Annotated in this window: 28 protein-coding genes and 1 tRNA gene; 14 read left to right on the top strand and 15 right to left on the bottom strand. The window is 61.3% G+C overall.

What is annotated here, in order from left to right:
* Window positions 1-3: 3 nt before the first annotated feature.
* Window positions 4-489: a glutathione peroxidase gene (locus FFS13_RS03545; protein WP_137817742.1), complete on the bottom strand. Its 486-nt coding sequence runs from the start codon at window positions 487-489 to the stop codon at window positions 4-6.
* Window positions 490-606: 117 nt separating this feature from the next.
* Window positions 607-1,002: a peptide-methionine (R)-S-oxide reductase MsrB gene (msrB, locus tag FFS13_RS03550; RefSeq protein WP_137817743.1), complete on the bottom strand. Its 396-nt coding sequence runs from the start codon at window positions 1,000-1,002 to the stop codon at window positions 607-609.
* A gap of 178 nt (window positions 1,003-1,180) precedes the next feature.
* Here msrB and FFS13_RS03555 point away from each other — a divergent pair, with 178 nt between their 5' ends.
* The 3 genes from FFS13_RS03555 to htpX all read left to right on the top strand — a co-directional run bounded on the left by FFS13_RS03555 (window position 1,181) and on the right by htpX (window position 3,841).
* Entirely contained in the window at window positions 1,181-2,392 is a 1,212-nt protein-coding gene (locus FFS13_RS03555; protein WP_137817744.1) for a pyridoxal phosphate-dependent aminotransferase, read from the top strand.
* 33 nt (window positions 2,393-2,425) lie between these two features.
* Window positions 2,426-2,878: a hypothetical protein gene (locus FFS13_RS03560; protein ID WP_137817745.1), complete on the top strand. Its 453-nt coding sequence runs from the start codon at window positions 2,426-2,428 to the stop codon at window positions 2,876-2,878.
* 90 nt (window positions 2,879-2,968) lie between these two features.
* A complete protein-coding gene (htpX, locus tag FFS13_RS03565) occupies window positions 2,969-3,841 on the top strand; it encodes a protease HtpX (RefSeq protein ID WP_137817746.1) in 873 nt (290 codons plus the stop codon).
* 57 nt (window positions 3,842-3,898) lie between these two features.
* Here the strand turns inward: htpX and FFS13_RS03570 are convergent, their stop codons facing one another.
* Window positions 3,899-4,558 (bottom strand): thiopurine S-methyltransferase, encoded by a 660-nt coding sequence (locus FFS13_RS03570; protein WP_137817747.1) that lies wholly within the window; start codon window positions 4,556-4,558, stop codon window positions 3,899-3,901.
* A 98-nt stretch (window positions 4,559-4,656) separates the two neighbouring features.
* Between FFS13_RS03570 and FFS13_RS03575 the strand changes: the two genes are divergently transcribed.
* Window positions 4,657-5,424 carry a class III extradiol ring-cleavage dioxygenase gene (locus FFS13_RS03575; protein WP_137817748.1) on the top strand — a complete coding sequence of 256 codons (768 nt, stop codon included), beginning with the start codon at window positions 4,657-4,659 and terminating at the stop codon, window positions 5,422-5,424.
* Between the two features lie 127 nt (window positions 5,425-5,551).
* On the opposite strand, the gene FFS13_RS03580 is transcribed toward FFS13_RS03575, so the two are convergent.
* The gene (locus FFS13_RS03580; protein ID WP_171006411.1) at window positions 5,552-7,258 is read right to left on the bottom strand and encodes a DEAD/DEAH box helicase; all 1,707 of its coding nucleotides are present in this window, start codon (window positions 7,256-7,258) and stop codon (window positions 5,552-5,554) included.
* A 354-nt stretch (window positions 7,259-7,612) separates the two neighbouring features.
* Here FFS13_RS03580 and FFS13_RS03585 point away from each other — a divergent pair, with 354 nt between their 5' ends.
* Window positions 7,613-8,404: a crotonase/enoyl-CoA hydratase family protein gene (locus FFS13_RS03585; protein ID WP_137817750.1), complete on the top strand. Its 792-nt coding sequence runs from the start codon at window positions 7,613-7,615 to the stop codon at window positions 8,402-8,404.
* Window positions 8,405-8,490: 86 nt separating this feature from the next.
* Here the strand turns inward: FFS13_RS03585 and FFS13_RS03590 are convergent, their stop codons facing one another.
* Window positions 8,491-9,264 (bottom strand): spermidine synthase, encoded by a 774-nt coding sequence (locus FFS13_RS03590; RefSeq protein WP_137817751.1) that lies wholly within the window; start codon window positions 9,262-9,264, stop codon window positions 8,491-8,493.
* A 197-nt stretch (window positions 9,265-9,461) separates the two neighbouring features.
* Here FFS13_RS03590 and FFS13_RS03595 point away from each other — a divergent pair, with 197 nt between their 5' ends.
* Complete coding sequence (locus tag FFS13_RS03595) at window positions 9,462-10,808, top strand: class II 3-deoxy-7-phosphoheptulonate synthase (RefSeq protein ID WP_137817752.1); 1,347 nt, start codon at window positions 9,462-9,464, stop codon at window positions 10,806-10,808.
* A gap of 57 nt (window positions 10,809-10,865) precedes the next feature.
* Here the strand turns inward: FFS13_RS03595 and FFS13_RS03600 are convergent, their stop codons facing one another.
* The 3 genes from FFS13_RS03600 to FFS13_RS03610 form a co-directional block, all read right to left on the bottom strand.
* The gene (locus FFS13_RS03600; RefSeq protein ID WP_137817753.1) at window positions 10,866-12,083 is read right to left on the bottom strand and encodes a winged helix-turn-helix domain-containing protein; all 1,218 of its coding nucleotides are present in this window, start codon (window positions 12,081-12,083) and stop codon (window positions 10,866-10,868) included.
* Window positions 12,084-12,109: 26 nt separating this feature from the next.
* Window positions 12,110-12,622 carry a DUF3291 domain-containing protein gene (locus FFS13_RS03605; RefSeq protein ID WP_137817754.1) on the bottom strand — a complete coding sequence of 171 codons (513 nt, stop codon included), beginning with the start codon at window positions 12,620-12,622 and terminating at the stop codon, window positions 12,110-12,112.
* A 63-nt stretch (window positions 12,623-12,685) separates the two neighbouring features.
* Window positions 12,686-12,919, bottom strand: a complete 234-nt coding sequence (locus FFS13_RS03610) for a DUF1127 domain-containing protein (protein WP_137818001.1) — start codon at window positions 12,917-12,919, stop codon at window positions 12,686-12,688.
* A gap of 140 nt (window positions 12,920-13,059) precedes the next feature.
* On the opposite strand from FFS13_RS03610, the gene FFS13_RS03615 reads away from it, so the two are divergent.
* Window positions 13,060-13,914, top strand: coding sequence for a LysR substrate-binding domain-containing protein (locus tag FFS13_RS03615; RefSeq protein WP_137817755.1), 855 nt, complete (start codon window positions 13,060-13,062; stop codon window positions 13,912-13,914).
* Window positions 13,915-13,941: 27 nt separating this feature from the next.
* Here the strand turns inward: FFS13_RS03615 and FFS13_RS03620 are convergent, their stop codons facing one another.
* Window positions 13,942-14,694, bottom strand: coding sequence for a sulfite exporter TauE/SafE family protein (locus FFS13_RS03620; RefSeq protein WP_137817756.1), 753 nt, complete (start codon window positions 14,692-14,694; stop codon window positions 13,942-13,944).
* 108 nt (window positions 14,695-14,802) lie between these two features.
* Here FFS13_RS03620 and FFS13_RS03625 point away from each other — a divergent pair, with 108 nt between their 5' ends.
* From FFS13_RS03625 to FFS13_RS03640, 4 genes are all read left to right on the top strand, one after another.
* Window positions 14,803-15,759, top strand: a complete 957-nt coding sequence (locus FFS13_RS03625) for a LysR family transcriptional regulator (protein ID WP_137817757.1) — start codon at window positions 14,803-14,805, stop codon at window positions 15,757-15,759.
* Window positions 15,760-15,896: 137 nt separating this feature from the next.
* The gene (locus FFS13_RS03630) at window positions 15,897-16,346 is read left to right on the top strand and encodes a MarR family winged helix-turn-helix transcriptional regulator (RefSeq protein WP_137817758.1); all 450 of its coding nucleotides are present in this window, start codon (window positions 15,897-15,899) and stop codon (window positions 16,344-16,346) included.
* A gap of 146 nt (window positions 16,347-16,492) precedes the next feature.
* The gene (locus tag FFS13_RS03635) at window positions 16,493-16,921 is read left to right on the top strand and encodes an organic hydroperoxide resistance protein (protein ID WP_137817759.1); all 429 of its coding nucleotides are present in this window, start codon (window positions 16,493-16,495) and stop codon (window positions 16,919-16,921) included.
* A gap of 46 nt (window positions 16,922-16,967) precedes the next feature.
* On the top strand, window positions 16,968-17,987 hold the full coding sequence (locus FFS13_RS03640) for an alpha/beta hydrolase (RefSeq protein ID WP_137817760.1): 1,020 nt from the start codon (window positions 16,968-16,970) through the stop codon (window positions 17,985-17,987).
* 67 nt (window positions 17,988-18,054) lie between these two features.
* On the opposite strand, the gene FFS13_RS03645 is transcribed toward FFS13_RS03640, so the two are convergent.
* The 3 genes from FFS13_RS03645 to FFS13_RS03655 all read right to left on the bottom strand — a co-directional run bounded on the left by FFS13_RS03645 (window position 18,055) and on the right by FFS13_RS03655 (window position 20,071).
* On the bottom strand, window positions 18,055-18,636 hold the full coding sequence (locus tag FFS13_RS03645) for an elongation factor P (protein ID WP_119953903.1): 582 nt from the start codon (window positions 18,634-18,636) through the stop codon (window positions 18,055-18,057).
* Window positions 18,637-18,685: 49 nt separating this feature from the next.
* The gene (gene earP, locus FFS13_RS03650) at window positions 18,686-19,819 is read right to left on the bottom strand and encodes an elongation factor P maturation arginine rhamnosyltransferase EarP (RefSeq protein ID WP_137817761.1); all 1,134 of its coding nucleotides are present in this window, start codon (window positions 19,817-19,819) and stop codon (window positions 18,686-18,688) included.
* A 162-nt stretch (window positions 19,820-19,981) separates the two neighbouring features.
* Window positions 19,982-20,071: transfer RNA gene (locus FFS13_RS03655), tRNA-Ser, on the bottom strand.
* A gap of 282 nt (window positions 20,072-20,353) precedes the next feature.
* Between FFS13_RS03655 and FFS13_RS03660 the strand changes: the two genes are divergently transcribed.
* The 3 genes from FFS13_RS03660 (at window position 20,354) to FFS13_RS03670 (ending at window position 23,153) form a co-directional block, all read left to right on the top strand.
* Window positions 20,354-21,043 (top strand): crotonase/enoyl-CoA hydratase family protein, encoded by a 690-nt coding sequence (locus tag FFS13_RS03660; protein WP_137817762.1) that lies wholly within the window; start codon window positions 20,354-20,356, stop codon window positions 21,041-21,043.
* Window positions 21,044-21,197: 154 nt separating this feature from the next.
* The gene (locus FFS13_RS03665) at window positions 21,198-21,950 is read left to right on the top strand and encodes a 1-acyl-sn-glycerol-3-phosphate acyltransferase (protein ID WP_137817763.1); all 753 of its coding nucleotides are present in this window, start codon (window positions 21,198-21,200) and stop codon (window positions 21,948-21,950) included.
* Window positions 21,951-22,181: 231 nt separating this feature from the next.
* Window positions 22,182-23,153: a magnesium and cobalt transport protein CorA gene (locus FFS13_RS03670; protein WP_137817764.1), complete on the top strand. Its 972-nt coding sequence runs from the start codon at window positions 22,182-22,184 to the stop codon at window positions 23,151-23,153.
* Window positions 23,154-23,215: 62 nt separating this feature from the next.
* Here FFS13_RS03670 and FFS13_RS03675 read toward each other — a convergent pair whose 3' ends face one another.
* From FFS13_RS03675 to FFS13_RS19700, 3 genes are all read right to left on the bottom strand, one after another.
* Window positions 23,216-23,944 (bottom strand): amidotransferase, encoded by a 729-nt coding sequence (locus FFS13_RS03675; protein ID WP_137817765.1) that lies wholly within the window; start codon window positions 23,942-23,944, stop codon window positions 23,216-23,218.
* Between the two features lie 278 nt (window positions 23,945-24,222).
* Entirely contained in the window at window positions 24,223-24,573 is a 351-nt protein-coding gene (locus tag FFS13_RS19695; protein WP_171006412.1) for a hypothetical protein, read from the bottom strand.
* 21 nt (window positions 24,574-24,594) lie between these two features.
* Window positions 24,595-25,122 carry a hypothetical protein gene (locus FFS13_RS19700; protein WP_171006413.1) on the bottom strand — a complete coding sequence of 176 codons (528 nt, stop codon included), beginning with the start codon at window positions 25,120-25,122 and terminating at the stop codon, window positions 24,595-24,597.
* Window positions 25,123-25,558 lie beyond the last annotated feature (436 nt).

Here is a 25,558-nt window from a genome sequence, read left to right on the forward strand (position 1 = left end):
CGGTCATTTCAAGAGGGCTTCGATCTCGGCAGTCAGGTCCTCTGGCTTGGTCGTCGGCGCGAAACGCTTGACCAATTTGCCATCCTTGCCGATCAGGAACTTGGTGAAGTTCCATTTCACGCCCTGGCTACCGAGCAGGCCTGGCGCGCGTTTTTTCAGTTGGACGAACAGCGGGTGAGTGCCCTCGCCATTCACCTCGATCTTCTTGAACAGCGGAAAACTCACGCCAAAGTTCAACTCGCAGAATTCGGAGATCGCGCCTTCGTTGCCCGGCTCTTGCTTACCGAACTGGTTGCAGGGGAAACCCAGGACCACCAGCCCCTTGTCCTTGTAGTCCTGCCAGAGCGTTTCCAGGCCTTTGTATTGCGGGGTGAAACCGCATTTACTGGCGGTGTTGACCACTAGCACGGCCTTGCCGCCGAAATCGGCCAGGGTCTTCTGCTCGCCTTTGATGGTGGTGCAGGGAATGTCGAAAAGTGCGTCGCTCATGGGGCTGGCTCCTGAATTAGAGTGGGGACAACAAGCAAAATAGCGAGCAATTCAATTGCATGCAATTTAATTAGCCCAAAATAAGGCCCGCTGATCAGCAGGCCTTCTCTTGACTACTTATGGCCGCGGCTTGAGTTTGAGCGACGCCGAATTGATGCAGTAGCGCAGCCCCGTCGGCTTCGGCCCATCCGGAAACAGATGCCCCAGGTGCGCATCGCACTTGGCGCACGTCACTTCGATACGGTGCATGCCGTGGCTGAAGTCGTCCTTGCTGGCGATCGCACCGTTGGACGCTGGTTGGTAGTAACTGGGCCAGCCGGTGCCGGAATCGAACTTGGCCTCGGAGTCGAACAACGCCGCGTCGCAGCAGGCGCAGTGGTAAACGCCCGGGGTTTTGTCGGCGTGATACTTGCCGGTAAACGCGCGCTCCGTCCCGCCCAGCCGGCAGACGTGAAACTGCTCGTCGGACAGTTCGTCACGCCAGGCATCCAGGGGTTTCTCGAGCTTGTCCATGGGTCCACCTCTTCATCTGAAAAAAGCCCGACCTGTACCTTTTCCGAGGCCCGGGCCACACGTATGATTGCCGCACTTTAGACGCCAGTCTGTCACCCGCGCTACAGGCTGCCAAGCCGCGCCCAGCTGACTTTTACCAGCCTGTTCTACGGCGTTCGTTCATTTCGGGATTACACACATGCAGGTCAGCAAATCGAACAAGCTCGCCAACGTCTGCTATGACATTCGCGGGCCGGTGCTCAAGCACGCCAAACGCCTGGAAGAGGAAGGTCATCGCATCCTCAAGCTGAACATCGGCAACCCGGCGCCGTTTGGCTTCGAAGCCCCGGAGGAAATCCTCCAGGACGTGATCCGCAACCTGCCGACCGCCCAAGGTTACAGCGACTCCAAGGGTCTGTTCAGCGCCCGCAAGGCGGTGATGCAGTACTACCAGCAAAAGCAGGTGGAAGGCGTCGGCATCGAGGATATCTACCTCGGCAACGGCGTGTCCGAGCTGATCGTGATGTCCATGCAGGCCCTGCTCAACAACGGCGACGAGGTGTTGATCCCGGCCCCGGACTACCCGCTGTGGACCGCCGCAGTCAGCCTGGCCGGCGGCAATCCGGTGCATTACCTGTGCGACGAGCAAGCCAACTGGTGGCCGGATCTGGACGACATCAAGGCCAAGATCACGCCGAACACCAAGGCGCTGGTGATCATCAACCCGAACAACCCGACCGGCGCCGTGTACTCCAAGGAAGTGCTGGAGGGCATGGTCGAACTGGCGCGCCAGCACAATTTGGTGCTGTTCTCCGATGAGATCTACGACAAGATTCTCTACGACGAGGCCGTGCACATCTGCACCGCCTCCTTGGCGCCGGACGTGCTGTGCCTGACCTTTAACGGGCTGTCGAAGTCCTATCGGGTGGCCGGTTTCCGCTCCGGCTGGGTCGCCATCTCCGGGCCGAAGCATAAGGCGCAGAGCTACATCGAAGGCATCGATATCCTCGCCAACATGCGCCTGTGCGCCAACGTGCCGAGCCAGCATGCGATCCAGACCGCCCTCGGCGGCTACCAGAGCATCAACGACCTGGTATTGCCACAAGGCCGCCTGCTCGAGCAGCGCAACCGCACCTGGGAGCTGCTCAACAACATCCCCGGCGTCAGTTGCGTCAAGCCGATGGGCGCGCTCTATGCGTTCCCGAAAATCGACCCGAAGGTCTGCCCGATCCACAACGACGAGAAGTTCGTCCTCGACCTGCTGCTGTCGGAGAAACTCCTGGTCGTGCAAGGCACCGCCTTCAATTGGCCGTGGCCGGATCACTTCCGCGTGGTCACCCTGCCGCGCCTGGACGACCTGGATCAGGCGATTGGGCGAATCGGCAACTTCCTCAAGACCTACAGCCAATAAGCAACTGCGCGCCATGAGCCAGGCCAAACACTGATGGATCTGCAGATCGACGATTTTTATAAAGATGCCGCCGCCGGTTTGCTGCTGCTCTACCAAACCTTCCCGCGCAGAGTCGGCCTGTATGTCGAGGATCTGATCGGCCGCGAAGAGCCCGACGAGTTCGGCCTGCCGAGCAAACGGCATCAGAGCTGCTTTGGCGCCCTACTCTGGTTGGCGGATGAAGGCTATCTGCGCTACGACTCGACCATCCAGCAAGACGCGCTGGATCAGGCCGTGCTCAGCGAAAAGGGCTTCCTGCGCCTGTCGCGCGGCACCCCTCAGGCCCTGCGCGAAGGCGAAAGCCTGCCACCCAGCGTGCGTCGAGTACACTCAACCCTCGCTCACCAGCTACGCGAAGCGCTGGCCAGCCAGCACAGTGAACGCGTCGCGCGCCTGACCCGCCTGCTGTTCGCCAGCAACCTGATGGGCGCAAGCGACACAGTTTGAAATAGTCCCTCGGTTGAATAGCGAGGGGGCGCGCCCTTATATAGCCCGCATTAGTCATACGTCTTTTGCCGTGAGGAGAAGCTTCACACCATGATGCGCATTCTGTTGTTCCTGGCCACCAACCTGGCGGTGCTGTTGATTGCCAGTATCACCCTCAAGCTGCTCGGGGTAGACCGCTTTACCGGCCAGAATTACGGCAGCCTGCTGGTTTTCTGCGCCGTGTTCGGTTTCGCCGGCTCGCTGATCTCGCTGTTCATCTCCAAGTGGATGGCGAAGATGAGCACCGGCACCCAGATCATCAGCCAGCCGCGCACCCGCCACGAACAGTGGCTGCTGCAAACCGTCGAGGAACTGTCCCGCGCAGCCGGGATCAAGATGCCCGAGGTCGGTATCTTCCCCGCTTACGAGTCCAATGCCTTCGCCACCGGCTGGAACAAGAACGACGCCCTGGTAGCGGTCAGCCAGGGCCTGCTGGAACGCTTCTCGCCGGATGAAGTGAAAGCCGTACTGGCCCATGAAATCGGCCACGTGGCCAACGGCGACATGGTCACCCTGGCACTGATCCAAGGCGTGGTGAACACCTTCGTGATGTTCTTCGCGCGGATCTTCGGCAACTTCGTCGACAAGGTCATTCTCAAGAACGAGGAAGGCAACGGCATCGGCTTCTACGTCGCGACCTTCTTCGCCGAAATGGTCCTGGGCATCCTCGCCAGCATCATCGTCATGTGGTTCTCGCGCAAACGCGAGTTCCGCGCCGACGAAGCCGGCGCCCGCCTGGCCGGCACCAGCGCGATGATCGGCGCCCTGCAACGCCTGCGCTCCGAACAGGGCGTTCCGGTGCACATGCCGGAAACCCTGACCGCCTTCGGCATCAACGGCGGCATCAAACACGGTCTGAAAAGCCTGTTTATGAGCCACCCACCGCTGGAACAGCGTATCGAAGCACTGCGTCAGCGCGGCTAATCGGCTTCGAGCCAAGACAGGGCGGCGTGAGCCGCCCTTTTTATTGCCTTAGATAAACTAACGTCGAACCATGCGATAAACCCGCTCATCCAGCCGATCCAGCCCACGCTGAAGAAACTTCCAGTTCTGCGCCGGTAACACATCCCGCGCCTCGAGGGACTGCAACTGCCAGCCCGCCGCTAGCAGCCGCTGCACCTCTTCATCGGCAACCGCAAAGGGCGGCCCCTCCATCAGCACCTGGTCATAGTCGAGGGTAATCAATAGACCCTCGCAGCCGTGCGGCAGGATACTCGCCAGATGCGTCGCATAACGCTCACGCATCTCCAGCGGCAAGGCAATCAACGCAGCTCGATCATAGAGCGCCACGCAATCGGCCACATCCTCAGCCGTCAGGGCGAAAAAGTCACCACACCAGAGCTGCACGGCCCCAGCCTGATACACCTTGAAGGCACCCCGCTGGCCGATCTGTGGCTGCAGCTGTTGCTCGCTGAAGAAGTCCTCAACCGCCCTCTCCGCCAATTCGATACCCACTACCTGCAAGCCTTGCGCTGCCAACCAGGCCAAGTCGAGGCTCTTGCCGCACAAGGGCACCAGCACTCGCGCGCCCTGAGGAATATTCAATGCGGGCCAATGCTGCTGCAGGTAGGGATTAATCTCGGTCAAATGAAAACCAATCTGGTTGCGTGACCAACGCTTCTGCCAAAACTCTTCGTCCACTACACCCTCACAAATTCGATCAAATAGTCCAAAATTTTATACTGGATATCGATATATCCAAGCTTGAAGATGCTGGCATCCTACTTGAGGAACCGCTCATGTTACCCAGCCTATTCATTTCCCACGGCTCACCCATGCTCGCCCTCGAGCCTGGCGCCAGCGGCCCGGCGTTGTCCCGGCTGGCTGCCGAACTGGCCAAACCGCGCGCCATCCTGGTGGTTTCCGCGCACTGGGAAAGCAGCGAACTGTTGGTCAACAGCAATCCTAAACCGGACACCTGGCATGACTTCTATGGCTTTCCAGCCGAGCTGTATGCGGTCCAATACCCCGCGCCAGGCGATCCCGAGCTGGCTAGCGAAGCGCTGAACCTGCTCACTGCCGCCGAACTCCCGGCACGCCTGGATCCCGAACGCACGCGCGATCACGGTGCGTGGGTGCCGCTGTCATTGATGTACCCGCAGGCAGACATCCCCGTGACCCAGGTTTCCATTCCGACTCGCCTTGGCCCCGCCTTTCAGACCCGAGTCGGCCGCGCCCTGGCCTGCTTGCGCGAACAAGGCGTACTGCTGATTGGCTCCGGCAGCATCACCCACAACCTCGGCGAACTGAACTGGCGCGCCGGGCCCGAGGTGATTGAACCCTGGGCCGAGGAGTTCCGCGACTGGGTCGCAGCCAAACTCGCCAGCGACGATCAGGACGCCCTGCACGACTACCGCCGCCAAGCCCCCTCAGCCGCCCGTAACCACCCGAGCGACGAACACCTGCTGCCACTCTTCTTCGCCCGCGGCGCAGGCAAGGTCTTCAGCCTGGTGCACCAGGGCTTCACCCTGGGTGCGCTGGGCATGGATATCTATCGCTTCGACTAAGGCTTTTCTGGGTCCCCGCCTTCGCGGGGATGACGGGGCTCACGCCGAGCGTGGGAACTATCCGTCAGGCATAAAAAAGCCCCGCACTAGTAGGCGGGGCTTTTTCTATTCGGCTAATCGGCGCAGATCAATCTTCGCGATAGCGACGCAGCTTCAACTGCTTACCGGCCACGCGAGTGTCCTTGAGCTTGGTCAGCAGACGCTCCAGACCATCTTCCGGCAGCTCAACCAGGCTGAAGCTGTCACGCACCTGAATACGACCGATCGCCTCGCGAGCCAGACCGCCTTCGTTGAGGATGGCGCCGAGCAGATTCTTCGCGGCGATACCGTCACGAGCGCCCAGCGCGGTACGGCAACGCGCACGGCCATCGGCCAGCGGCATCGGCGCGCGACGCTCACGCACATCACCACGCTCGGAACGCTCACCGCTACGCTCGCTACGTTCACGCGGTGCACTGTTCGGCACCAGCGGCTGCTCACGCTCGACTTCAGCCAGGGTCAGCGCCTGGCCGTTGGTGGCTTTGCGCAGCAAGGCTGCGGCCAGGGCACGCGGGCTGCAACCGATATCGGCGGTCAAACGATCCAGCAGATCGCCATGGGTCGTTTCGGCATCAGCCACCAGCGGCGCCAGGCTGCTGGTCAGCTTCTTGATGCGTGCCGTTAGCACAGCCGCAGCATCCGGCAGGCGCACTTCGGCGACTTTCTGCCCAGTCACACGCTCGATCACCTGCAGCATGCGACGCTCACGCGGCGTTACCAGCAGCAAGGCGCGACCGGTACGACCGGCACGACCGGTACGCCCGATACGGTGCACATAGGATTCCGGATCGTAGGGCATATCCACGTTCATCACGTGAGTGATGCGCGGTACGTCAAGGCCACGGGCCGCGACGTCGGTAGCGACGACTATGTCCAGACGACCATCTTTCAGCGACTCGATCACACGCTCACGCTGGTTCTGCGCGATGTCACCGTTCAGGGCCGCAGCCTTGTAGCCTTTGGCTTCCAGCGCGGCGGCCAGATCCAAGGTGGCTTGTTTGGTGCGAACGAAGGCGATCAGCGCATCGAACTCTTCCACTTCCAGCAGGCGCAGCACCGCAGAATGCTTCTGGTCGGCGTGCACCAGCAGGTGGGCCTGCTCGATGGCAGTCACGGTCTGGGTCTTGGTTTCGATCTTGACGTGCTTCGGGTTGCGCAGGTGCTTCTCGGCGATAGCGCGGATCGAATGCGGCAAGGTTGCGGAAAACAGTACGCTCTGACGGGTTTCCGGCATGGCCTTGAAGATCACTTCGAGGTCATCCATGAAGCCCAGCTTGAGCATTTCGTCCGCTTCGTCGAGCACCAGATGCTGAATGGTGGACAGCACCTTCTCGTCGCGACGCAGGTGGTCGACCAGACGACCCGGAGTGGCGACCACGACCTGGGCGCCATTGCGGATGGCTTTCAGCTGCGGACCCATGGGGGCGCCGCCATACACGGCGATGACGTTCAGGCCCGGCATTTGTTTGGCGTAGGTTTCGAACGCGGTGGCCACTTGCAGGGCCAGCTCGCGGGTTGGTGCCAGAATCAGCGCCTGCGGCTCTTTCTTGGCCGGGTCGATGCGGCTGAGGATCGGCAGGGCGAAGGCCGCGGTTTTACCGGTACCGGTCTGCGCCTGGCCGATCATGTCGTGGCCAGCGAGGATCACCGGGATGGACTGCAACTGGATCGCCGACGGCTCTTCGTAGCCAGTCGCAATCACAGCGGCAAGAATATTCGGGTGAAGTTCGAGTGCGGCGAAGCCGCCGAGTACTTGGGTCATGGGTCTGCCTCTAGTGCATCCGCAAAGACCCATGTTCCAAAGCTGCGCATGCCGTGTAAGACCCGAAAGTCACCCTGGCAGCCCTGTCGGCGGGGATTTGCGAAAACGTATTAATGAATGAATCGTCAAGGACGCCCGCTGAGCGGACATGCAGCCGAAGCTGACTTCGGAGGGATTGCATTACCTGAACGCGGCCAGTCAAATGGCCGGCGCGCACTATACCGGAAAAACCTGACCGCTGTGCGGGTTTTTCCCATAAAAAAGCCAGGCTCCGCCAGTCGGTCGCCAAGCTAGATGGCCGATGATCGGATCGGCGAATACTTTGGACAAGCCAAACCGGGGCGGCTATACCCCTCGGGTCGCCCCTCCCGTACAAGGATTCCTGCCATGACTCAAAGCTCCAGCGGCCGTGTCAGCCGTGAAAAACGCGGTCACATCATGCTGATTGGCCTGGATCGCACGGCTAAACGCAACGCCTTCGATCTGGACCTCCTCGATGACCTGACCCTGGCCTATGGCGAGTTCGAGCGTGACCACGACGCCCGAGTGGCCCTGGTATTTGCACACGGCGAGCATTTCACCGCGGGGCTGGATCTGGCCAATGTCGCGGCAACCTTCGTCAGCGGCTGGGCAATCCCGCAAGGCGGCTTTGACCCCTGGGGCGTGTTCGGCGGCCCGCGGGTGAGTAAACCGGTGATAGTCGCCGTGCAGGGCTATTGCTACACCATCGGCATCGAACTGATGCTGGCCTCGGACATCAACCTGTGCGCCAGCAATACCCGCTTTGCGCAGATGGAAGTGCAGCGCGGGATCTTCCCCTTCGGTGGCGCCACCTTACGCATGCACCAGGTGGCGGGCTGGGGCAACGCGATGCGCTGGTTGCTGACCGGCGACGAATTCGATGCCCACGAAGCCCACCGCCTCGGCTTGGTGCAAGAAGTACTCGCCAGTGAAGAGTTGATGCCCCGCGCCCTGCAACTCGCCGAACGCATTGCCGCTCAGGCGCCGCTGGGCGTACAGGCGACCCTGGCCTCGGCCCGCCAGGCCGTGCGTGAGGGTGAAGAAGCTGCCGCTCGTGACTTAGCCGCTAATGCCGCCAGGCTGATGGCCACCGAAGATGCCCAAGAAGGCCTGCACGCCATGCAAGAGAGCCGCCCCGGTCACTTCAAAGGGCGTTAATTCGCCGACAGGCAGGCTGGGTAGAGCCTCAGGCGAAACCCAGCGGGAGCAACACGAAAGCTGGGTTTCGCTACGCTCTACCCAGCCTAGGTCGCTGGGCGCAGGCAGTCGATCAGCGGCAGCAACGAATAACCCAGACGCGGCGCCAGCGCCTCGGCTTTTTCTTGCAGCTGCGCCCTGTCCAGCGTCTGCTCCAGATCGGCCGGCACCAGCAGGATCACATTGCCCTCCTTCACCGGGCACTCCCAATAATGCCGATGGTAGAGGCCTCGCAGCAGTGCGGCGCCGAGTGGCTTACCGTCATTGCTGGCCCATTGATTGATCACCAACCAGCCCCCCGGATTCAGGCGTTTCTGGCAACTGTCCAGAAAGCGCCAGGCCAGATGGCCAACACCCGGGCCGTGATCGGTATACAGGTCGACGAAGATCAAATCGGCAGGCTCGGCGCTCTCCAGCAACTCCAGCGCATCACCAATGCGCACATAGAGACGCGGGTCGTCGTCCAGACCGAGGAACTCCATCGCCAGGCGCGGCACGTCCGGACGCAGCTCGATGGCTTCGACATCTTCCAGCGGCAAGAATTTGAGGCAGGCCTGAGTCAGCGTGCCGGCGCCCAGACCAAGGAACAGCGCGCTTTCCGGCGCCTCGTGGCACAGCGCACCGATCAGCATGGCGCGGGTGTAGTCGTACTCCAGCCAGCTCGGGTCGGCAGTGAATACGCAGCTCTGTTCGATGGCATCACCGAACTCGAGGAAGCGGTATTCGCCGACTTCCATCACCCGGATCACGCCAAACTCGTCGTGCACCTCGGCCAGCAAAAGCTCCTCAGTCAGCTCATCCCGCGGCGGCAGCCCAGGCATCACGCACCCTCCAACCATGACATCCCCGACCAGCATGAATCCGGGAAAGGCGCCGATTGTCATTGAAGAGCCCGACCTGGGTCACGCGCTAATTCGCCGAGCACTATATAGCCAGCCTATGACCGCCATCGGCTGGCAGCGCCGAGGCGAGCTGTTACCATGCAAGTTCCTAGAAAAGCAGCCGTATCGAGTCCGCGATGAGCCAAGCCTGGAGCCCCGAAAGCTGGAGAGCCAAACCTATCCAGCAGCAACCCCAATACCCCGACGCCGCGCACCTGGCAGAGGTCGAGCAGACGCTGGCCGGCTATCCGCCGCTGGTATTTGCCGGCGAAGCCCGCGAACTGCGCCGCCAGTTTGCCGAGGTCACCCAGGGCCGTGCCTTCCTGCTGCAAGGTGGTGACTGCGCCGAGAGCTTTGCCGAGTTCTCCGCGGCGAAAATCCGCGACACCTTCAAGGTGCTGCTGCAGATGGCGATCGTCATGACCTTCGCCGCTGGCTGCCCGGTGGTGAAAGTCGGGCGCATGGCCGGCCAGTTCGCCAAGCCGCGCTCGGCCAACGATGAAACCATCGGTGGCGTGACGCTGCCGGCTTATCGCGGCGACATCGTCAACGGTATCGGCTTCGACGAGAAGAGCCGCGTGCCGGATCCGGATCGCCTGCTGCAGGCCTACCATCAGGCCACCGCCACGTTGAATCTACTGCGCGCCTTCGCCCAGGGCGGCTTTGCCGACCTGCATCAGGTGCATCAGTGGAACCTCGACTTCATCGCCAACTCGGCGCTGGCCGAGAAATACAGCCATCTGGCCGACCGCATCGACGAGACCCTGGCCTTTATGCGCGCCTGCGGCATGGACAGCTCGCCGCAACTGCGCGAAACCAGCTTCTTCACCGCCCACGAAGCCCTGCTGCTGAACTACGAAGAGGCCTTCGTCCGTCGCGACAGCCTGACCGGCGGCTACTATGGCTGCTCCGCGCATATGCTCTGGATCGGCGATCGCACCCGCCAACTGGACGGCGCCCACGTCGAGTTCCTGCGCGGCGTCGGCAACCCGATCGGGGTGAAAGTCGGTCCGAGCATGGACAGCGAAGAGCTGATCCGCCTGATCGACATCCTCAACCCCGACAACGACCCCGGCCGCCTCAACCTGATAGTACGCATGGGCGCGGACAAGGTCGAAGCCGGCCTGCCACGCCTGATCCAGACCGTGCAGCGCGAAGGTCGCCAGGTGCTGTGGAGCTCCGACCCGATGCACGGCAACACCATCAAGGCCAGCAGCGGCTACAAGACCCGCGACTTCGCGCAGATCCTCGCCGAGGTCAAGCAGTTCTTCGCCGTACATCGGGCCGAGGGCAGCTACGCCGGCGGCATCCATATCGAGATGACCGGGCAGAACGTCACCGAGTGCATCGGCGGCGCCCGCCCGATTACCGAGGATGCTCTGTCGGATCGCTACCACACCCATTGCGACCCACGGATGAATGCCGACCAGTCGCTGGAGTTGGCCTTCCTGATTGCCGAGACGCTGAAGCAGGTGCGCCGCTGATAGGGGCGCACGGCGCACCCTACCTGGGGGCGCCGTGCGCACTACCGCCATCGCCCATCAGCAAGAAAGAGCCGCCCGCAGCCGCGCTGTCTCTGGTTTCTGACAATTGATCAGCACTTCTTCCAAGCCCAGCCAGCGCGCCATATCGAGAAGATTGCGCGCCAAGGCCGCCATGCCCTCGTCGTCCAAACCCTGCTCCTCCTCATGCACAGCATGCACCGCCAGGCGGCCATGGGCGCGCTCGGCACGCAGGTCGACCCGCGCGGCCAGGCGCTCGTCGTGCAGAAACGGCAGCACGTAGTAGCCATACACCCGTTTGTGCTGCGGGGTGTAGATCTCCAGGCGGTAACGAAAAGCGAACAGCCGCTCGGTACGCGCGCGCTCCCAGATCAGCGAATCGAACGGCGACAGCAACGCAGTGGCGCCGACCTTACGCGGGATTTTTAGCGCGCCCAGGCAGTAGGCCGGTTGCCGCCAGCCTTGCACCTGTACCGGCAGCAACTCACCCGCCTCGAGCAACTCGGCCAGCCGTGCCTGGCTGTCGGCTGCCTCCAGGCGGTAGTAATCGCGCAGATCCTTTTCCGTGGCGACCCCCAGCGCCGCGGCTGAGCGCAGCAACAATTGGCGTTGCGCCTCCGCCTCATCCAATTCGGGATGTTCCAGCAAGGCGCTCGGCAGCACGCGCTCCGGCAGGTCATAGAGCCGCTCGAAGCCACGGCGCCCGGCCACCGTCACTTCACCGGCGGCGAATAACCATTCCAGCGCATGTTTTTCGGCGCTCCAGTCCCACCAGGGCCCGGCCCGCTCCTCGCGCGTCGTCAGCGCACTGGCACCGACTGCACCCTGTTCACGAACAGCCTGCAGCACCCGCCGAATCACCGCTTGCTGCTCACGGCCAAAGCGTGCCAGCTGGCCGTAGATACCCTCCCCTTGGGCCGCGCGGCGCATGCGCCAACGCAACAACGGATAGACCGACAGCGGCAACAGCGAGGCCTCATGCCCCCAGTACTCGAACAAGGTACGCCGCCGCCCGCTGCCCCAGGCCGCCTGTTCCAACAGTTCTGCGGAGTAATTGCCCAGGCGGGAAAACAGCGGCAGGTAATGCGAACGCACCAAGGCGTTGACCGAATCGATCTGCAGCACGCCCAGACGCTCGATCATCTGATTGAGCCGCTGCGGCTTGACCGCGGCAGACCTGGCCCGCCCACCGAAGCCCTGGGCACTCAGGGCCAAACGGCGGGCTTCACTCAAGGAGAGGGAGAGCGTGGCGGACATCGAGTCGCTCCTGCCAGGTGAGCGGCTCAACCGACCTCGAAGACGGCGGGTTGCAAGCCCTGCTCGGACACACCCGGCGTGTCAGATAGATGCGCTGCAGGATAGGGCTTGGTGAAGGTAAATGCTGCCGGCGATGGGCCTTTTTCCTCCAGCATGGCGAGCGCCAGCTTGGCCGATTCGGGGGTCGGAATATGCCCGTGCGGCACCCACCATAACGCCAGCGAGGGCGAGTCGAGCTTCCCCATCCAGCTCTTCTTGTTTCTCAAGACCGCGAGATGTTCGCCGGAGTACACATAGTTCTTCAGCGCTTCGAATGACTCCCAGACCGACATATTGACGATGATCCGTTCATCGTCGAACAGCTTGATCGAGGTGGCATCGCCCTCATCGGTCTGCAGACGCCAGACGAACCCGGGGCTGTTTTCCGCGAGGCGATTGATCGGCTCCAGCTGCTCGACAAAGCCCCGCATCAACGGATCGTCCATGGGGGCTTTGGCCCGAGCGATATTGACCTGAGCGAGTTGGTATTTTTGGCTCATTTATCCTTCCTTGATTAGCTGCACCTTGGGTTAACCGCTGCTCATTTAAGCGCATTAGCGCAGTCAGTGCTTGAGCGGATCATCCCAGAACGGCCGCTCGCTTTCCTCCACCACATCCGCCCGACTGAAGCCAAGATCCTTAAGCGCGGCGTCACTCAAACTCGCCAACTGACGCCGCTGTGCGGCTAACTCATGCCAACGTCTAGCGCGCTTCCACGCCTGGCTCAGCAACCGCCCGAGAGCGGAGTCGGATTTGGGCAGTGCAGTGGCGATGGCATAGCCTTTTTGACCTTTCATCATTAAACCCTCCGGTTAGCTTCTGCCCCCTTCGGCAGTGCGACGAACTGCTGTGTTTGGGGGATGGCGCAAGTGTCCGGCCGGGCTTAAGATCAATCCAACGAATGTTTCTTATGCAACCCATCTTGGGGATTGATGAGATGAGCAACTATCCCGGCATCGACAGCGAGCTCTTGCGGACCTTCGTCGCGATTGCCGATTTGGGCGGCTTTACCCGCGCGGCCGAAGCGGTCAACCGCACGCAATCGGCGGTCAGCATGCAGATGAAGCGCCTGGAGGAAGACGTGGTGCAGCGCTCGCTGTTCGAGCGCGATGGACGCCAGGTACGCCTGACTGCCGAAGGCCAAGTGCTGCTCGGCTATGCCCGGCGCATCCTCAAGCTGCATGGCGAGGTCATCAACACCTTGCGCGAGCCGCACATGGTCGGCTCGGTGCGCATCGGCACCCCGGATGACTATGTGATGCGTTTTTTGCCGGGGATTCTCTCGCGCTTCGCCCAGGCCTATCCAATGGTGCAGGTGGAAGTGCACTGCGAGTCCTCCTCGCAACTCCTGCAACGCCAGGATCTAGACCTGACGATTGTCACGCGTATGCCGGGCGATGAGATCGGTCAACTGCTGCGCCAGGAGCGCTTCGTCTGGGCCGAGGCACTGGGTTTCTGCCCCCATGAACAAACGCCCTTGCCGCTGGCCATGTTCAACACCGATTGCTTCTGCCGCACCTGGGCCTGCAACGCGCTGGATGCCATGGAACGTGACTATCGCGTCGCCTACACCAGCCCCAGCCTGTCGGCGCTCATGGCGGTGGTCAGCGCCGGCCTGGCCGTGACCGCGCAACTGCAAAGCCTGATCACCCCGGACCTGCGCATCCTCGGCAAAGCCGAAAACCTGCCGGAGCTGCCCATGTCCAGCATCGTGCTGCTGCGCAACACTCGCACCCAGTCACCGGTGACCGAATGCCTGGCCGAGCATATTGCCGAAGGTTTTCGTCTCTAAAGCCAAACGCCGTTCAGCCAGAGTTATCTACCGCAGCGCCAGCGACACCGCACAGAGCACCAGAAAGCCGCAGAACAGCGAGCGCAGCACCCGCTCAGGCAGGGCATGGGCCAGCTTTACGCCCCAGCCGATACTGAGCAAACCGCCCACGGCCAAGGGAATCCCCATGGCCCAGGCCACATAGTCGTGCAGCCCGTAGGCCAGCAAGGTGACCGCCGTACTCGGTGCCGCCAACGCCAGTGAGAGGCCCTGGGCCACGACCTGCGTGGTGCCGAACACGCTGGTCAGGATCGGGGTGGCCAGCACCGCGCCCCCCACCCCGAACACGCCGCCAAGCACCCCGGAGCAACTGCCCAACAGACCCAACCAAGGCCAGGGATAACGCAACTCGCTGCTCGGCGGAGTCGGCCGGATAAACAGCCGGCTCAGGTTGTAGACGCTCAGCGCCAGCAGGAAGCCGACAAACGCCATACGCATGCGTCCGGCATCCAGGCTTACCGCATAGGTCGAAGCCAGCCAGGCACAAAAGAAGCCGGAGAGCCCCAGCGCCAGGGCATAGCGCAGGTCGATGCGGTTGTGCTGGTGATAGCGCCACAACGCCAGCAGCACATTGGGCACCACCATCACCAGTGCCGTGCCCTGCGCCAACTGTTGATCGAGGCCAAACAGCACGCCAAGCGCCGGAATGGCGATCAGACCACCGCCGATACCGAAGAGCCCACCCACGGTGCCCAACGCCAGGCCCAGCACTAAATTCATCAACACATCGATCAGGCTCATCGGCAACTCCAATTCTGAGGTTGCCTAGGGTACGCAGTAGCCGCTAGCACGGAAACGCACAGCCACGCACAATGGCTATGCGCAAACCGCACAGGCACCAACACCGCCATGAATCCAGATGCCCTGACCGACCAACTCAGCCTGTTTCTCGACGTACTGGAAAGCGGCAGCTTCTCCGCCGCCGCGCGCCGCCATCCCTTGACTCCGTCGGCAGTGGCACGCCGGATCGATGCCCTGGAACGCTCGCTGGGCAGCAGCCTGTTCAGCCGCAGCACCCACGCGGTGCGCGCCACACCCGCCGGCCTGGCATTCGCGGAGCGGGCCAAACGCGTGCTGGCCGAGTTACGCCTGGCACGCGCCGAGGCGGTGTCCCTGAGTAGCGCACCAGAAGGCTTGATCCGCATCGACTCACCCTCACCGTTCGGTCGCCGCCACCTGGCACCGGCGATTGCCGAGTTTCTGCTCGCCTACCCGGGCCTGGATGTACAGCTACGGCTGATCGACAGCTTTGTCGACCTGCATGGCGAGCATCTCGGTGAAGTCGATCTGGTGCTGCGCATCGGTCCGCTGGCTGACACCCGCCTGGTCGCCACCCCGTTGGCGCCGCTGATACGGGTGGTTTGCGCCAGCCCTGAATACCTCAAGCGGCGCGGGGTGCCGCGTAATCCGAGCGAACTCGTCGAGCACGACGGTCTGGATTGGGACGCGCTGGCGCCGCCCCACGCCTGGCGTTTCGAAGAGGACGGGCGAATACAGGTTTTTCGCCCGCAGCGCCTGCGGATGACCGCCAACAATGCCGAAACGCTGGTCTTCGGTGCGCTGGCGGGCCTCGGCATCGCCCATCTGCCGACCTGGCTGATCGGTGAGTACTTGATGCGCGGCGAGCTGGTGCCGTTGTTTTGCGAAAACGGTCTACCGCCGCCGGAGCCCAGCGGCATCTACGCCTTGCGCCTGGAAAGCAAAACCAGCTCACGCAGCCGTTTGCTGCTGGAGTTTCTGAAAGCCCGCTTCGGCCCGGTGCCGCCTTGGGACCTGGCGCTCCAGAGCGGCCTGGGCCGTAGCTAAGCAGCGTGGCAGCAATCATCGGTCGCTATTGCAGGGTTTTCCGAACTAACAGAATCGTCACACGTACGCAGCACTAAAACGTGGCGTACGAAAGTCAAGCGCGCTAACTTTAGCCCCATCACCTGATGGAGGCTTTTATGGACCACCCCGCCCCGTGCGCACAGCTGCTGCTCGACAACCAGCTGTGCTTTGCCCTCTATTCCACATCCCTGATGATGACCAAGGTCTATAAGCCCCTACTCCAGGAACTCAACCTGACCTACCCGCAATACCTGGCGATGCTGGTGCTATGGGAAGGTGACGGCATCACCGTCGGCGAGCTCAGCCAACGCCTGCTCACCGATCCCGGCTCGGTCACTCCGCTGCTCAAGCGCCTGGAAGGCGAAGGTTTGCTGACCCGCACCCGCAGCAGTGTCGACGAGCGCGTGGTGGAACTGCGCCTGACGGCCAAAGGTCGTGCGCTGCAGCAACAAGCCCAGGTCGTACCGACCTGCATTCTCAAGGCCACCGAACAGTCCATCGAGGAGTTGACCGCCCTCACGAAAGACCTGGTCGCCCTGCGCAGCAGCCTGCAGAAGGCCGTTTAGAGCCTTATTCCAAAAAGCCGTAAGGCTTATCGCAAATATCTCCATAAATTATCTTGCGCGCAAAATGAATTAGCACTAACTTCTGCTTCGCGCACTTACTTAGCGCGCAAACTTTTAGCCAGCAAACATAACTTGGAGAGGCCCCCATGCAAACCATCAAAGCCCTTTACACCGCTTCCGCTACTGCAACCGGAGGCCGTGACGGCCGCGCGGTTTCCTCTGACGGCATCCTCGACGTCAAGCTGACCACCCCGCGCGAACTCGGCGGCCAAGGCGGCGAAGCCACCAACCCCGAGCAACTGTTCGCGGCCGGCTACTCGGCCTGCTTTATCGGTGCCTTGAAGTTCGTCGCCAGCCAGAGCAAACGCCAGCTGCCAAACGACAGCTCGATCACCGGCAAGGTCGGCATCGGCCAGATCCCGGGCGGTTTCGGCCTCGAAGTCGAATTGAACATCAGCCTGCCGGGCCTGGAACAAGCCGACGCGGATGCACTGGTAGCCGCTGCCCACCTGGTTTGCCCCTACTCCAACGCCACCCGCGGCAACATCCAGGTCAGCCTGAACGTCACCGTCTAAGACTTGACGCAGCCACTCAGCCACCCCGAATACGAGGAGTTCGATGATGAAATCGTTTAGCAAAGCTCTTACCGGTAGCGTTCTGGCCCTCTCCATCGGCAGCGCTTTCGCGGCGGGCAGCCCATGTGTCGAACACAACACCCAGGCCTTCCTGGAAGCCCTTGCAGCCGGCGGTGGCAAACCTCTCGAGCAACTCGCGCCCAAAGACGCCCGCGCCGTGCTGGTAGGCGCCCAGGCCGGGGCCAAAGTGGAATTGCCTAAAGCTGACGTCAGCGAGAAAACCATCAGCGTCGATGGCCAGTCGATTGGCCTGACTGTCGTGCGCCCCGCCGGCGTGAAGGAAACCTTGCCGGTGTTCATGTTCTTCCACGGCGGCGGCTGGGTACTGGGTGATTACCCGACCCACGAACGCCTGGTCCGCGACCTGGTCGCGGGTTCGGGGGCGGCAGCGGTCTTCGTCAACTACACACCCTCGCCGGAAGCGCATTACCCGACGGCGATCAACCAGGCCTACGCCGCAACCAAATGGGTGGCCGAGCACGGTAAAGAGCTCAACGTCGGCGGTTCACGCCTGGCGGTGGCCGGCAACAGCGTCGGCGGCAACATGGCCGCAGTGGTCAGCCTGATGGCGAAAGACCAAGGCACCCCGGCGATCAAGTTCCAGCTACTGCTGTGGCCGGTGACCGACGCCAACTTCGAGACCGCCTCCTACAACCAGTACGCCGAGGGTCACTTCCTCAGCAAGAACCTGATGCAGTGGTTCTGGGACAATTACACCTCCGACGCCAAGCAGCGTAAGGACATCTATGCCGCACCGCTGCAAGCCACGACTGCGCAGCTCAAAGGCCTGCCACCAACCTTGATCCAGACCGCCGAGTTCGACGTGTTGCGCGATGAGGGTGAGGCCTACGGCCGCAAACTGGACGCCGCCGGGGTGACGGTCACCTCGGCGCGCTACAACGGCATGATCCACGACTTCGGCCTGCTGAACGCGGTCAGCCAGGCTCCAGCAGTGCGCTCGGCCATGCTGCAAGCCAGCCAAGAGCTGAAAAAACACCTGGAATAACCCATCGCCCATAAAAAAGCCCGACTCGCTGGCCGGGCTTTTTCTTGCTCGCAACTTAAGCCAAGGCTCAGGCCTGTGGAGCTTTGGTGCGACCTTTGTAGGAACCACCTTCACGGGTGTCGATTTCGATCCAGTCACCGATTTCCACGAAATCGGCAACGCTCAGCTCGGTACCGTTTTTCAGCTTGGCCGGCTTCATCACCTTGCCCGAAGTGTCGCCGCGAGCGGAACCTTCGGTGTAGTCGATCTGACGGACGATGGTGGTCGGCAGGTCAACGGAAACCAGACGCTCTTCGAAGAACACGGCTTCGCAGATGTCGGTCATGCCTTCTTCGATGAACGGCAGAACGCCTTCGATGTCTTCGGCGTTCAGCTCGTACATGGTGTAGTCGGTGGTGTCCATGAACGTGTAGATGTCGCCGTTGATGAAGGACAGGGTCGCTTCTTTACGGTCGAGGATCACGTCGTCCAGCTTGTCGTCTGCGCTGTAGACGGTTTCGGTCTTGTAACCGGTCAGCAGGTTCTTCAGCTTGGTCTTCATGATCGCGCTGTTACGACCGGACTTGGTGAATTCAGCTTTCTGAACCAGCCAAGGATCGTTGTCGATACGAATCACGGTACCGGGTTTCAGTTCTTTACCAGTTTTCATCACGAATATCCGAATTTGGATGGAGATTTACAAAAATCTAGGCCGCGTATCATATCCAATTTAGGTAAAACTGCACCAGAGCCGCTGCAAGGTCAGGCTGGGAGGCCTGCCCCAGACACCATTTCTCGGCATGCTCGGCCACCTCCAGCCACTCCTGCAACAACGCCTGCCAGCTTTCGCCCATCCCTTCGCCCGCATTCCAGGCCCGCCACAGGCCGGTCATCGCAGCCTTGGCAGGCGGTGACAGGCCCTCGGTATAGAGCGCAAGAAAGGCTTCGAGCTTGTCCAGATGGACATCTTCTTGCTGCTGGTAAATGTGCCAGAGCAGCGGCCGCCCGGCCCATTGCGCCCGGACGAAAGAGTCTTCACCGCGCACGGCATTGAAATCACAGCACCACAGCAAGCGGTCGTAATCATCCTGTCGGACGAACGGCAGTACCTGCACCGTCAGGGCTTCGCGCACCTTTACGGCACCGGCCAGCAACCCATCGACCCCAAGCCAACGCTGCAAGTCCCCAAGAATTCGCCCCTCAGGCACCAGCAAATGCGTAGGTCGCGAGTCGGCGGCCAACACCTCGAGCCAACTGGCCAGCCCCGCGTTCTCGTAAGCGAACAGCGAGATCAGACGGGCATTTTCTGCCGGGATAACGCCCAGCCCCTGCAAAAAGTCCCGCCGAGCCTGCGGGTCCTGCTGAAAATTCCGACGCCGTTCAAGCAGCCCGGCCTCGCGCAGCAGCCCGCCCGTGCCCGGCTGGAATCCCGGAAAGAGGAAGAACTTCTGTACCCCCTTGTACTTCACCGAAGGTAGGCCGTGGCAACCGGCGACCCAGTCCTCGGCGCTCAAATAATCCAGGTTCAACCACAATGGTGGTCGCGCCTGCTGAGCCATTGCCTCCATATAAGCGTCCGGCAGCCGGCAGGCAAACGCCCCCATCACCACATCGGCGGCGGCAGTCGGTTGCCAGTCAGCCGGCCAGCGGCATATCTCGACGCCCTGCCGCCACTGTTGCTCTGCATTGACGTCGACCTCGGGGCACATGCGCTCGAATGCCCGCAGATCATCCACCCACAGCCGCACCGCATACTGATGCTCAGCCACCAACTGCCGGGCCAGGCGCCAGGTCACGCCAATATCGCCGTAGTTATCGACAACGCTGCAGAAGATGTCCCAGGTGGCTTTCATGCCGGGCTCCGATGAAGGGATAGGAGAAACCTTAAGGGGTTGGCGGTAATTGGAGAAGGGCTTGAGTTGCCTTGATCCGGATGGCTAATCCTGCCAACCAGCAACGCCGAGCGCAGAAACGCAAAAGCCCGGCACATGGCCGGGCTTTTTTGTATTTCTATATGGCGGTGAAGGAGGGATTCGAACCCTCGATACGATTTCTCGTATACACACTTTCCAGGCGTGCTCCTTAAGCCTCTCGGACACCTCACCGAAGTCTCGACAGACTGTCAGGTCCGTCGAGGCGCGCTAATCTAGCCGAACAGCCCGCTAAAGGCAAAAGTTTTTTACAGGAGATTCATGCGCTTAAGCTAGGTGCTGATCCCGAACCGGGGCTGGCTGAGTCGGCGCCTCGAAACGCTGGCTGCCGAACAGTAGCGCCACGCTCGGTGCGCTGTGGCTGACTGGCCAGTCAGCCACAGCGCTTTACCTTGGCTGGACGGGTCGGTAACGTCTGCCCACCTTTCAGTACATGCCACAGCAAGGATTCCCGCCATGAGCGACCTGATCAGCTACCAACTCGAAGACGGCATTGCCACCCTGACCCTGAGCAATGGCAAGGTCAACGCCATCTCCCCGGACGTGATCGCGGCCTTCAATGCCGCACTGGATCGTGCCGAGCAGGACAAAGCGATCGTGATCATCACCGGTCAGCCGGGCATTCTCTCTGGCGGCTACGACCTCAAAGTGATGACCTCCGGCCCGCAAAACGCGGTCAATCTGGTGGCTGCCGGCTCCACTCTGGCCCGCCGGATGCTGGCTCACCCGTTCCCGGTCATCGTCGCCTGCGGCGGCCATGCGGTGGCCAAGGGCGCGTTCATCCTGCTCTCGGCCGACTACCGCATCGGCGTCGAAGGCCCGTTCAGCATTGGTTTGAATGAAGTGCAAATCGGCATGACCATGCACCACGCCGGCATCGAGCTGGCTCGCGACCGCCTGCGCAAATCGGCTTTCCACCGTTCGGTCATCAATGGCGAGATGTTCGACCCGCAAGGCGCGGTCGACGCCGGCTTCCTGGATAAGGTGGTGCCGGTTGAGCAACTGATGGCAAGCGCGATTGCCGCCGCCCAGCAGTTGAAGAAGATCAACATGACGGCGCACAAGAACACCAAGTTGAAAGTGCGCAAAGCGCTGCTGGAAACCCTGGACCGGGCCATCGAGCTGGACCAGCAGCACCTCATCTAAGGCGCCCGCCTTGCGCTAGAAGCCCGGTCAAGCGCCGGGCTTTTTATTCGGTTTAACTCCCGAAAAAACTCGCGATCTACCCTTGATCGCCGTCGATTGCCGAAAACAGTGCACATCCGTACACTGCGCGCCTTTTGTTCAGACGGGCGTACCAATGCTTTTTCTTCTACGCATGCTGCTTATGGGCCTGCACTTTATCCTGGCCGGCGTTCTCGGCATTCTGCTTGGCCTGTGCCGCCCATTTAATCCGGACAACAGCCGCCTCTGCGCCCGCCTCTATTCCTGGCCAGCGCTGTGGATCTTGCGTCTACGTCTGCAGACCGACACTCAAGCGCTGCGCGATCATCCACAGGCCTGTGTGATCATCGCTAACCACCAGTCCAACTATGACCTGTTCGTGCTGGGCAGCGTGGTGCCCAGGCGTACCGTCACTATCGGCAAGAAGAACCTCAAATGGGTGCCCTTCTTCGGCCAGCTCTACTGGCTCGCCGGCAACGTGCTAATCGACCGTGGCAATGCTCGCAAAGCCAAACAGGCCATGCTCACCACCACCGAAACCCTGCAGCATAAAGACACCTCGATCTGGGTTTTCCCGGAAGGCACGCGCAACCTTGGCAAAGGTCTGCTGCCGTTCAAGAAAGGGGCATTCCAGATGGCCATCGCCGCTGGGGTGCCGATTATTCCGGTATGCGTCAGCACTTACAGTGCGCACATGCAACTGAATCGCTGGAGCAGCGGCGAGATCATGATTCGCTCCCTTCCCGCTATTCCCACCGCTGGATTGACCCTGGAGGATATTCCGGCCTTGATCGAACAGTGCCAGGGGCAGATGCAGCAATCTATCCATGAGATGGATCAGCAGATCGCTGCCGCCTGGACAGGGACAGCCAAGCACGCGCGCCAGTGATCGGCAAAGCCCAGCTCTACGCTGGGCTTTTTCTTGGCGTGTTCGCCCCAGAGAGAAAATAGGCGGCGACTGACGCGCGTTAAAGCGTTTGCAGATCGGCCGCCGGTCGACAGACTTAAAGCCCAAGCTCTAGCGAGGCCATGCGCTAACAGGCAAGACATTCCCGCCCGCTGAGGTAAGCTGCCAACGGGCCTCGCCCGCCATCGTCAACTGGAGAGAATGGATACCAACATGGGTCACGTCGTTGCAGCTGTGGTTTACGCCAAAGGCAAGAAAGTCACCGATATCGCTCTCGACGAAGGCATCAGCTGGGCCACAAAACCCGGCCACTTCGTCTGGATTGGCCTGCATGACCCCGCCACCGAAGAACTGTTCAATCTGCAAAAACAGTTCAACCTGCACGAACTGGCCATCGACGACGCGCTGATGCAGCACACTCGACCCAAGCTGGAAACCTTCGGCGATGCGCTGTTTATGGTGCTCTACTCGCCCATCCTCGCAGACGGCGAGTTGCAGTTCATCGAAACCCAGCTGTTTGCCGGCCAGGGTTACGTCATTAGCGCCCGCTACGGAGAATCGCCCTCCTACGCTCACGTACGCCGACGCTGCGAAGCCCAGCCGCTGATGCTCGAACACGGTGAAGACTTTGTGCTGTATTCGCTGCTCAGCTTCGTTATCGAGAATTACCGGCCGCTGCTGGAAAAAATCAGCGATGAACTGGAAGAGATCGAGCAGAAAGTCCTGAACCATCCACTCACCCAGGCCGATGTCGAACAGATCCAAGGTATCCGCCGCAACTTGCTGCGGATACGTCGCTACATCGCACCCATGCTGGAAGTTTGCCAGGAGCTGCAACAGCTGGACTTCCCCTTTATCGACAAACAGATGCGGCCGTACTTCCGTGACATCTCGATCCACGTCAAGCGCGTGCTGGAAGATCTGACCGGGCTACGCGAAATGGCCGACCACGCGATCGAGGTCGGCCTGCTGCTGGAGTCATCCCGGCAAAGCGTCGTACAACGCAAATTCGCCGCCTGGGCCGCGATCCTGGCCTTCCCCACCGCCATCGCGGGGATTTACGGGATGAACTTCCAGCACATGCCGGAGCTGCTCTGGCAATACGGCTACTACGGCGTACTCGGCGTCATCGGAGTTGGTTGTAGTGGTCTGTTTGTCAACTTCAAGAGAATGGGCTGGCTCTAGCCCCTCCTGAATAGAAAAGCCCGGCAGCTAGCCGGGCTTTTTCGTGCAGAACCACAGGCGGCTTAAGTCAACTCGGCAGTCCGATGCTGAGCAACGAAGCGCATCATCCATTCCGCCACCGTGGCACCCTGGTGCTCGTGTTGCAGACTGGCGATACCTTGCTGGTAAATCTGCTCGCCCAGATGCTGCTGACGCATCTCCAACAAGGCCTTGGAATAGTCATGGACGAACTCCGGATGGCCCTGGAAGCACAACACCCGATCATCGATGCAGTACGCCGCAATCGGGCAGAACTCACTGGAGGCAATCACCGTCGCGTTTTCCGGCAGCGCCGTGACCTGATCCTGATGGCTGATCAGCATGGTCAGCTCGTCCATCGCAGGGCTCATCCAGGCCGGCTGTTCCGCCACCTGGTAGCGATGGGTGCCAACACCCCAGCCTTGGTGCGAGCGCTCACTTTTACCGCCGAGCAACAGCGCCAGCAGTTGATGGCCAAAGCAGATGCCGAGCAATTTATCGCCGCGTTCGTAACGCTCCAGCAGGTAGGTCCTAAGCGTGTGAATCCACGGATCGGTGCCAAAGGAATCGGCCTTGCTGCCGGTCACCAGATAGGCGTCATAACGCTCGTCATCCGAGGGGTAATGGCCGTCCACCACGTTGTACACAGTGAAAGTGGCCGCTATCGGCTGCTGGGCAAACAGCCTCTCGAACATCCGCCCATAACCCTGGTATTGGTCAACCAGTTCCGGGCGGAGAAAGTCTGTTTCCAGAATGCAGATGCGTAGCGCCATGGGGGATTCCTGAAACGATGGGGAGCGGTGTGGTTTGTGTGCGTTATTTTTAACACACAGAGCCCCACAAAAAAACAGCCGGACAGCGCCCATCGGGCTTTTTCAGACAGCTGCCTTCCCGCGACCTGGCGCGACGGCTGACGCCGAAGTGGATTGCCGAACGACCAGCGTCAATAGAACTCAACAGCGCCCCCCCAAGGCCTAGGGTAAGCCACCCTAGCGTCCCGCATAGGCAAAGCCCGGCATAAAGCCGGGCTTTCGCACTTCGGACTCAGGCACTAAACCCCGCTCTTGTCGTCCTCTGGTTTACCTCCCGGCCTGCTGGCCAGGATCGTCACCCGGCTAGTTATCGTCAACTTCGGCAACATCAACATCGGGTTCATCTGGAGCATCGGGTTCATCCGGTTCATCGGCAACATCGGGTGCATCCGGTTCATCCGGCTCATCGGGTTCATCGGCAACATCCGGAGCATCCGGTTCATCGGGTTCATCGGCAACATCGGGGTCATCTGCAGCATCTTTGGCAGCGTCTCTGGCTGCATCTGCGGCAGCTCTGGCAGCGTCTCTGGCTGCATCTGCCTCATCTTTGGCAGCGTCCCTGGCTGCATCTGCAGCAGCTCTAGCAGCATCTCTGGCTGCATCTGCGCCCTCTACGCCAGCCGCTTTGGCAGCATCTCTGGCTGCATCTGCATCAGCTCTGGCAGCATCTCTGGCTGCATCTGCATCAGCTCTGGCAGCGTCTCTGGCTGCATCTGCATCAGCTCTGGCAGCGTCTCTGGCTGCATCTGCAGCATCGTTGTCAGCATCGTTGTCAGCGTCGTTGTCATGCGCATTGCCCGGGCCTCTGTTCCCAGCAATACCACCATGGTCAGCGTCGCCGCGTCCCGGGCCTCCATGGTCTCCGCCGCCATCACCTGCATGGCCGCCACCGCTGCCACCGCTGCCTCCACTGCCACCACCACCGCTTCCGCTGCCACCACTGCCGCCGCTCCCACTACCACCATGGCCGCCACCGCCGCCGCTTCCACTACCACCATGGCCACCACCGCCGCTTCCGCTGCCACCACCGCCACCTCCGCTGCCACCACTGCCACCACCGCCGCTTCCACTGCCGCCGCCACCGCCACTACCGCCACCACCTTCACTGGCGTATGCGCTTGAGTAATCGGGCAGGCCATCGAGCAGCAGTGACCCCGAAGCGGACAGCGCCGCAAAAATCGAAACAGCCAACAAGCTTTTCTTGAGTTTCATGATTAACCTCCACATCAGGTCCCCATAACAAAACCCTATACGCTCCCACCAACGGCGTGACTTGGGCTGACCAATGGCCAGGCTGCGCGAATAAAGGCGCAAAGCCGCGGCGCAGAGCCTCGGAGCCGACAGGACCGGGAGTCAGAGCAGATTTCAGGCCGACCGTCCGGCAGAAAAGCGCAAACTACCTTCGCCCTAACCGGTTCGTTTAACAACCGACCGCCCCTTGCGGGAGAACTGAGCAAAGGCGTCTTCATGGGGCAGGCCAGCCCCCCATAAAGACAAAACCGGCTCACAAGGAGCCGGTCTTTTAAAACACCTGAGCCTGCATCCCTGCCACTCAGACCCGTCACCACAAGCACT

The organism is Pseudomonas sp. 2FG (assembly GCF_005502935.1).
Classification (GTDB): domain Bacteria; phylum Pseudomonadota; class Gammaproteobacteria; order Pseudomonadales; family Pseudomonadaceae; genus Aquipseudomonas.

Excerpts from the sequence above, each read along its gene's own strand:
- FFS13_RS03585 (WP_137817750.1), top strand. The coding sequence starts at position 7,613 with ATGACTCAAAGCTCCAGCGGCCGTGTCAGCCGTGAAAAACGCGGTCAC.
- FFS13_RS03665 (WP_137817763.1), top strand. The coding sequence starts at position 21,198 with ATGCTTTTTCTTCTACGCATGCTGCTTATGGGCCTGCACTTTATCCTG.
- FFS13_RS03675 (WP_137817765.1), bottom strand. The coding sequence starts at position 23,944 with ATGGCGCTACGCATCTGCATTCTGGAAACAGACTTTCTCCGCCCGGAA.
- FFS13_RS03645 (WP_119953903.1), bottom strand. The coding sequence starts at position 18,636 with ATGAAAACTGGTAAAGAACTGAAACCCGGTACCGTGATTCGTATCGAC.
- FFS13_RS19695 (WP_171006412.1), bottom strand. The coding sequence starts at position 24,573 with ATGCTGCTAGAGCTGCTGCAGATGCAGCCAGGGACGCTGCCAAAGATG.
- FFS13_RS03575 (WP_137817748.1), top strand. The coding sequence starts at position 4,657 with ATGTTACCCAGCCTATTCATTTCCCACGGCTCACCCATGCTCGCCCTC.
- FFS13_RS03635 (WP_137817759.1), top strand. The coding sequence starts at position 16,493 with ATGCAAACCATCAAAGCCCTTTACACCGCTTCCGCTACTGCAACCGGA.
- FFS13_RS03630 (WP_137817758.1), top strand. The coding sequence starts at position 15,897 with ATGGACCACCCCGCCCCGTGCGCACAGCTGCTGCTCGACAACCAGCTG.
- earP (WP_137817761.1), bottom strand. The coding sequence starts at position 19,819 with ATGAAAGCCACCTGGGACATCTTCTGCAGCGTTGTCGATAACTACGGC.
- FFS13_RS03610 (WP_137818001.1), bottom strand. The coding sequence starts at position 12,919 with ATGAAAGGTCAAAAAGGCTATGCCATCGCCACTGCACTGCCCAAATCC.
- FFS13_RS03625 (WP_137817757.1), top strand. The coding sequence starts at position 14,803 with ATGAATCCAGATGCCCTGACCGACCAACTCAGCCTGTTTCTCGACGTA.
- FFS13_RS03560 (WP_137817745.1), top strand. The coding sequence starts at position 2,426 with ATGGATCTGCAGATCGACGATTTTTATAAAGATGCCGCCGCCGGTTTG.
- FFS13_RS03640 (WP_137817760.1), top strand. The coding sequence starts at position 16,968 with ATGAAATCGTTTAGCAAAGCTCTTACCGGTAGCGTTCTGGCCCTCTCC.
- FFS13_RS03600 (WP_137817753.1), bottom strand. The coding sequence starts at position 12,083 with ATGTCCGCCACGCTCTCCCTCTCCTTGAGTGAAGCCCGCCGTTTGGCC.
- FFS13_RS03620 (WP_137817756.1), bottom strand. The coding sequence starts at position 14,694 with ATGAGCCTGATCGATGTGTTGATGAATTTAGTGCTGGGCCTGGCGTTG.
- msrB (WP_137817743.1), bottom strand. The coding sequence starts at position 1,002 with ATGGACAAGCTCGAGAAACCCCTGGATGCCTGGCGTGACGAACTGTCC.
- FFS13_RS19700 (WP_171006413.1), bottom strand. The coding sequence starts at position 25,122 with ATGGCCTGCCCGATTACTCAAGCGCATACGCCAGTGAAGGTGGTGGCG.
- FFS13_RS03660 (WP_137817762.1), top strand. The coding sequence starts at position 20,354 with ATGAGCGACCTGATCAGCTACCAACTCGAAGACGGCATTGCCACCCTG.
- FFS13_RS03545 (WP_137817742.1), bottom strand. The coding sequence starts at position 489 with ATGAGCGACGCACTTTTCGACATTCCCTGCACCACCATCAAAGGCGAG.
- FFS13_RS03670 (WP_137817764.1), top strand. The coding sequence starts at position 22,182 with ATGGGTCACGTCGTTGCAGCTGTGGTTTACGCCAAAGGCAAGAAAGTC.
- FFS13_RS03555 (WP_137817744.1), top strand. The coding sequence starts at position 1,181 with ATGCAGGTCAGCAAATCGAACAAGCTCGCCAACGTCTGCTATGACATT.
- FFS13_RS03590 (WP_137817751.1), bottom strand. The coding sequence starts at position 9,264 with ATGCCTGGGCTGCCGCCGCGGGATGAGCTGACTGAGGAGCTTTTGCTG.
- FFS13_RS03595 (WP_137817752.1), top strand. The coding sequence starts at position 9,462 with ATGAGCCAAGCCTGGAGCCCCGAAAGCTGGAGAGCCAAACCTATCCAG.
- FFS13_RS03605 (WP_137817754.1), bottom strand. The coding sequence starts at position 12,622 with ATGAGCCAAAAATACCAACTCGCTCAGGTCAATATCGCTCGGGCCAAA.
- FFS13_RS03580 (WP_171006411.1), bottom strand. The coding sequence starts at position 7,258 with ATGGGTCTTTGCGGATGCACTAGAGGCAGACCCATGACCCAAGTACTC.
- FFS13_RS03615 (WP_137817755.1), top strand. The coding sequence starts at position 13,060 with ATGAGCAACTATCCCGGCATCGACAGCGAGCTCTTGCGGACCTTCGTC.
- htpX (WP_137817746.1), top strand. The coding sequence starts at position 2,969 with ATGATGCGCATTCTGTTGTTCCTGGCCACCAACCTGGCGGTGCTGTTG.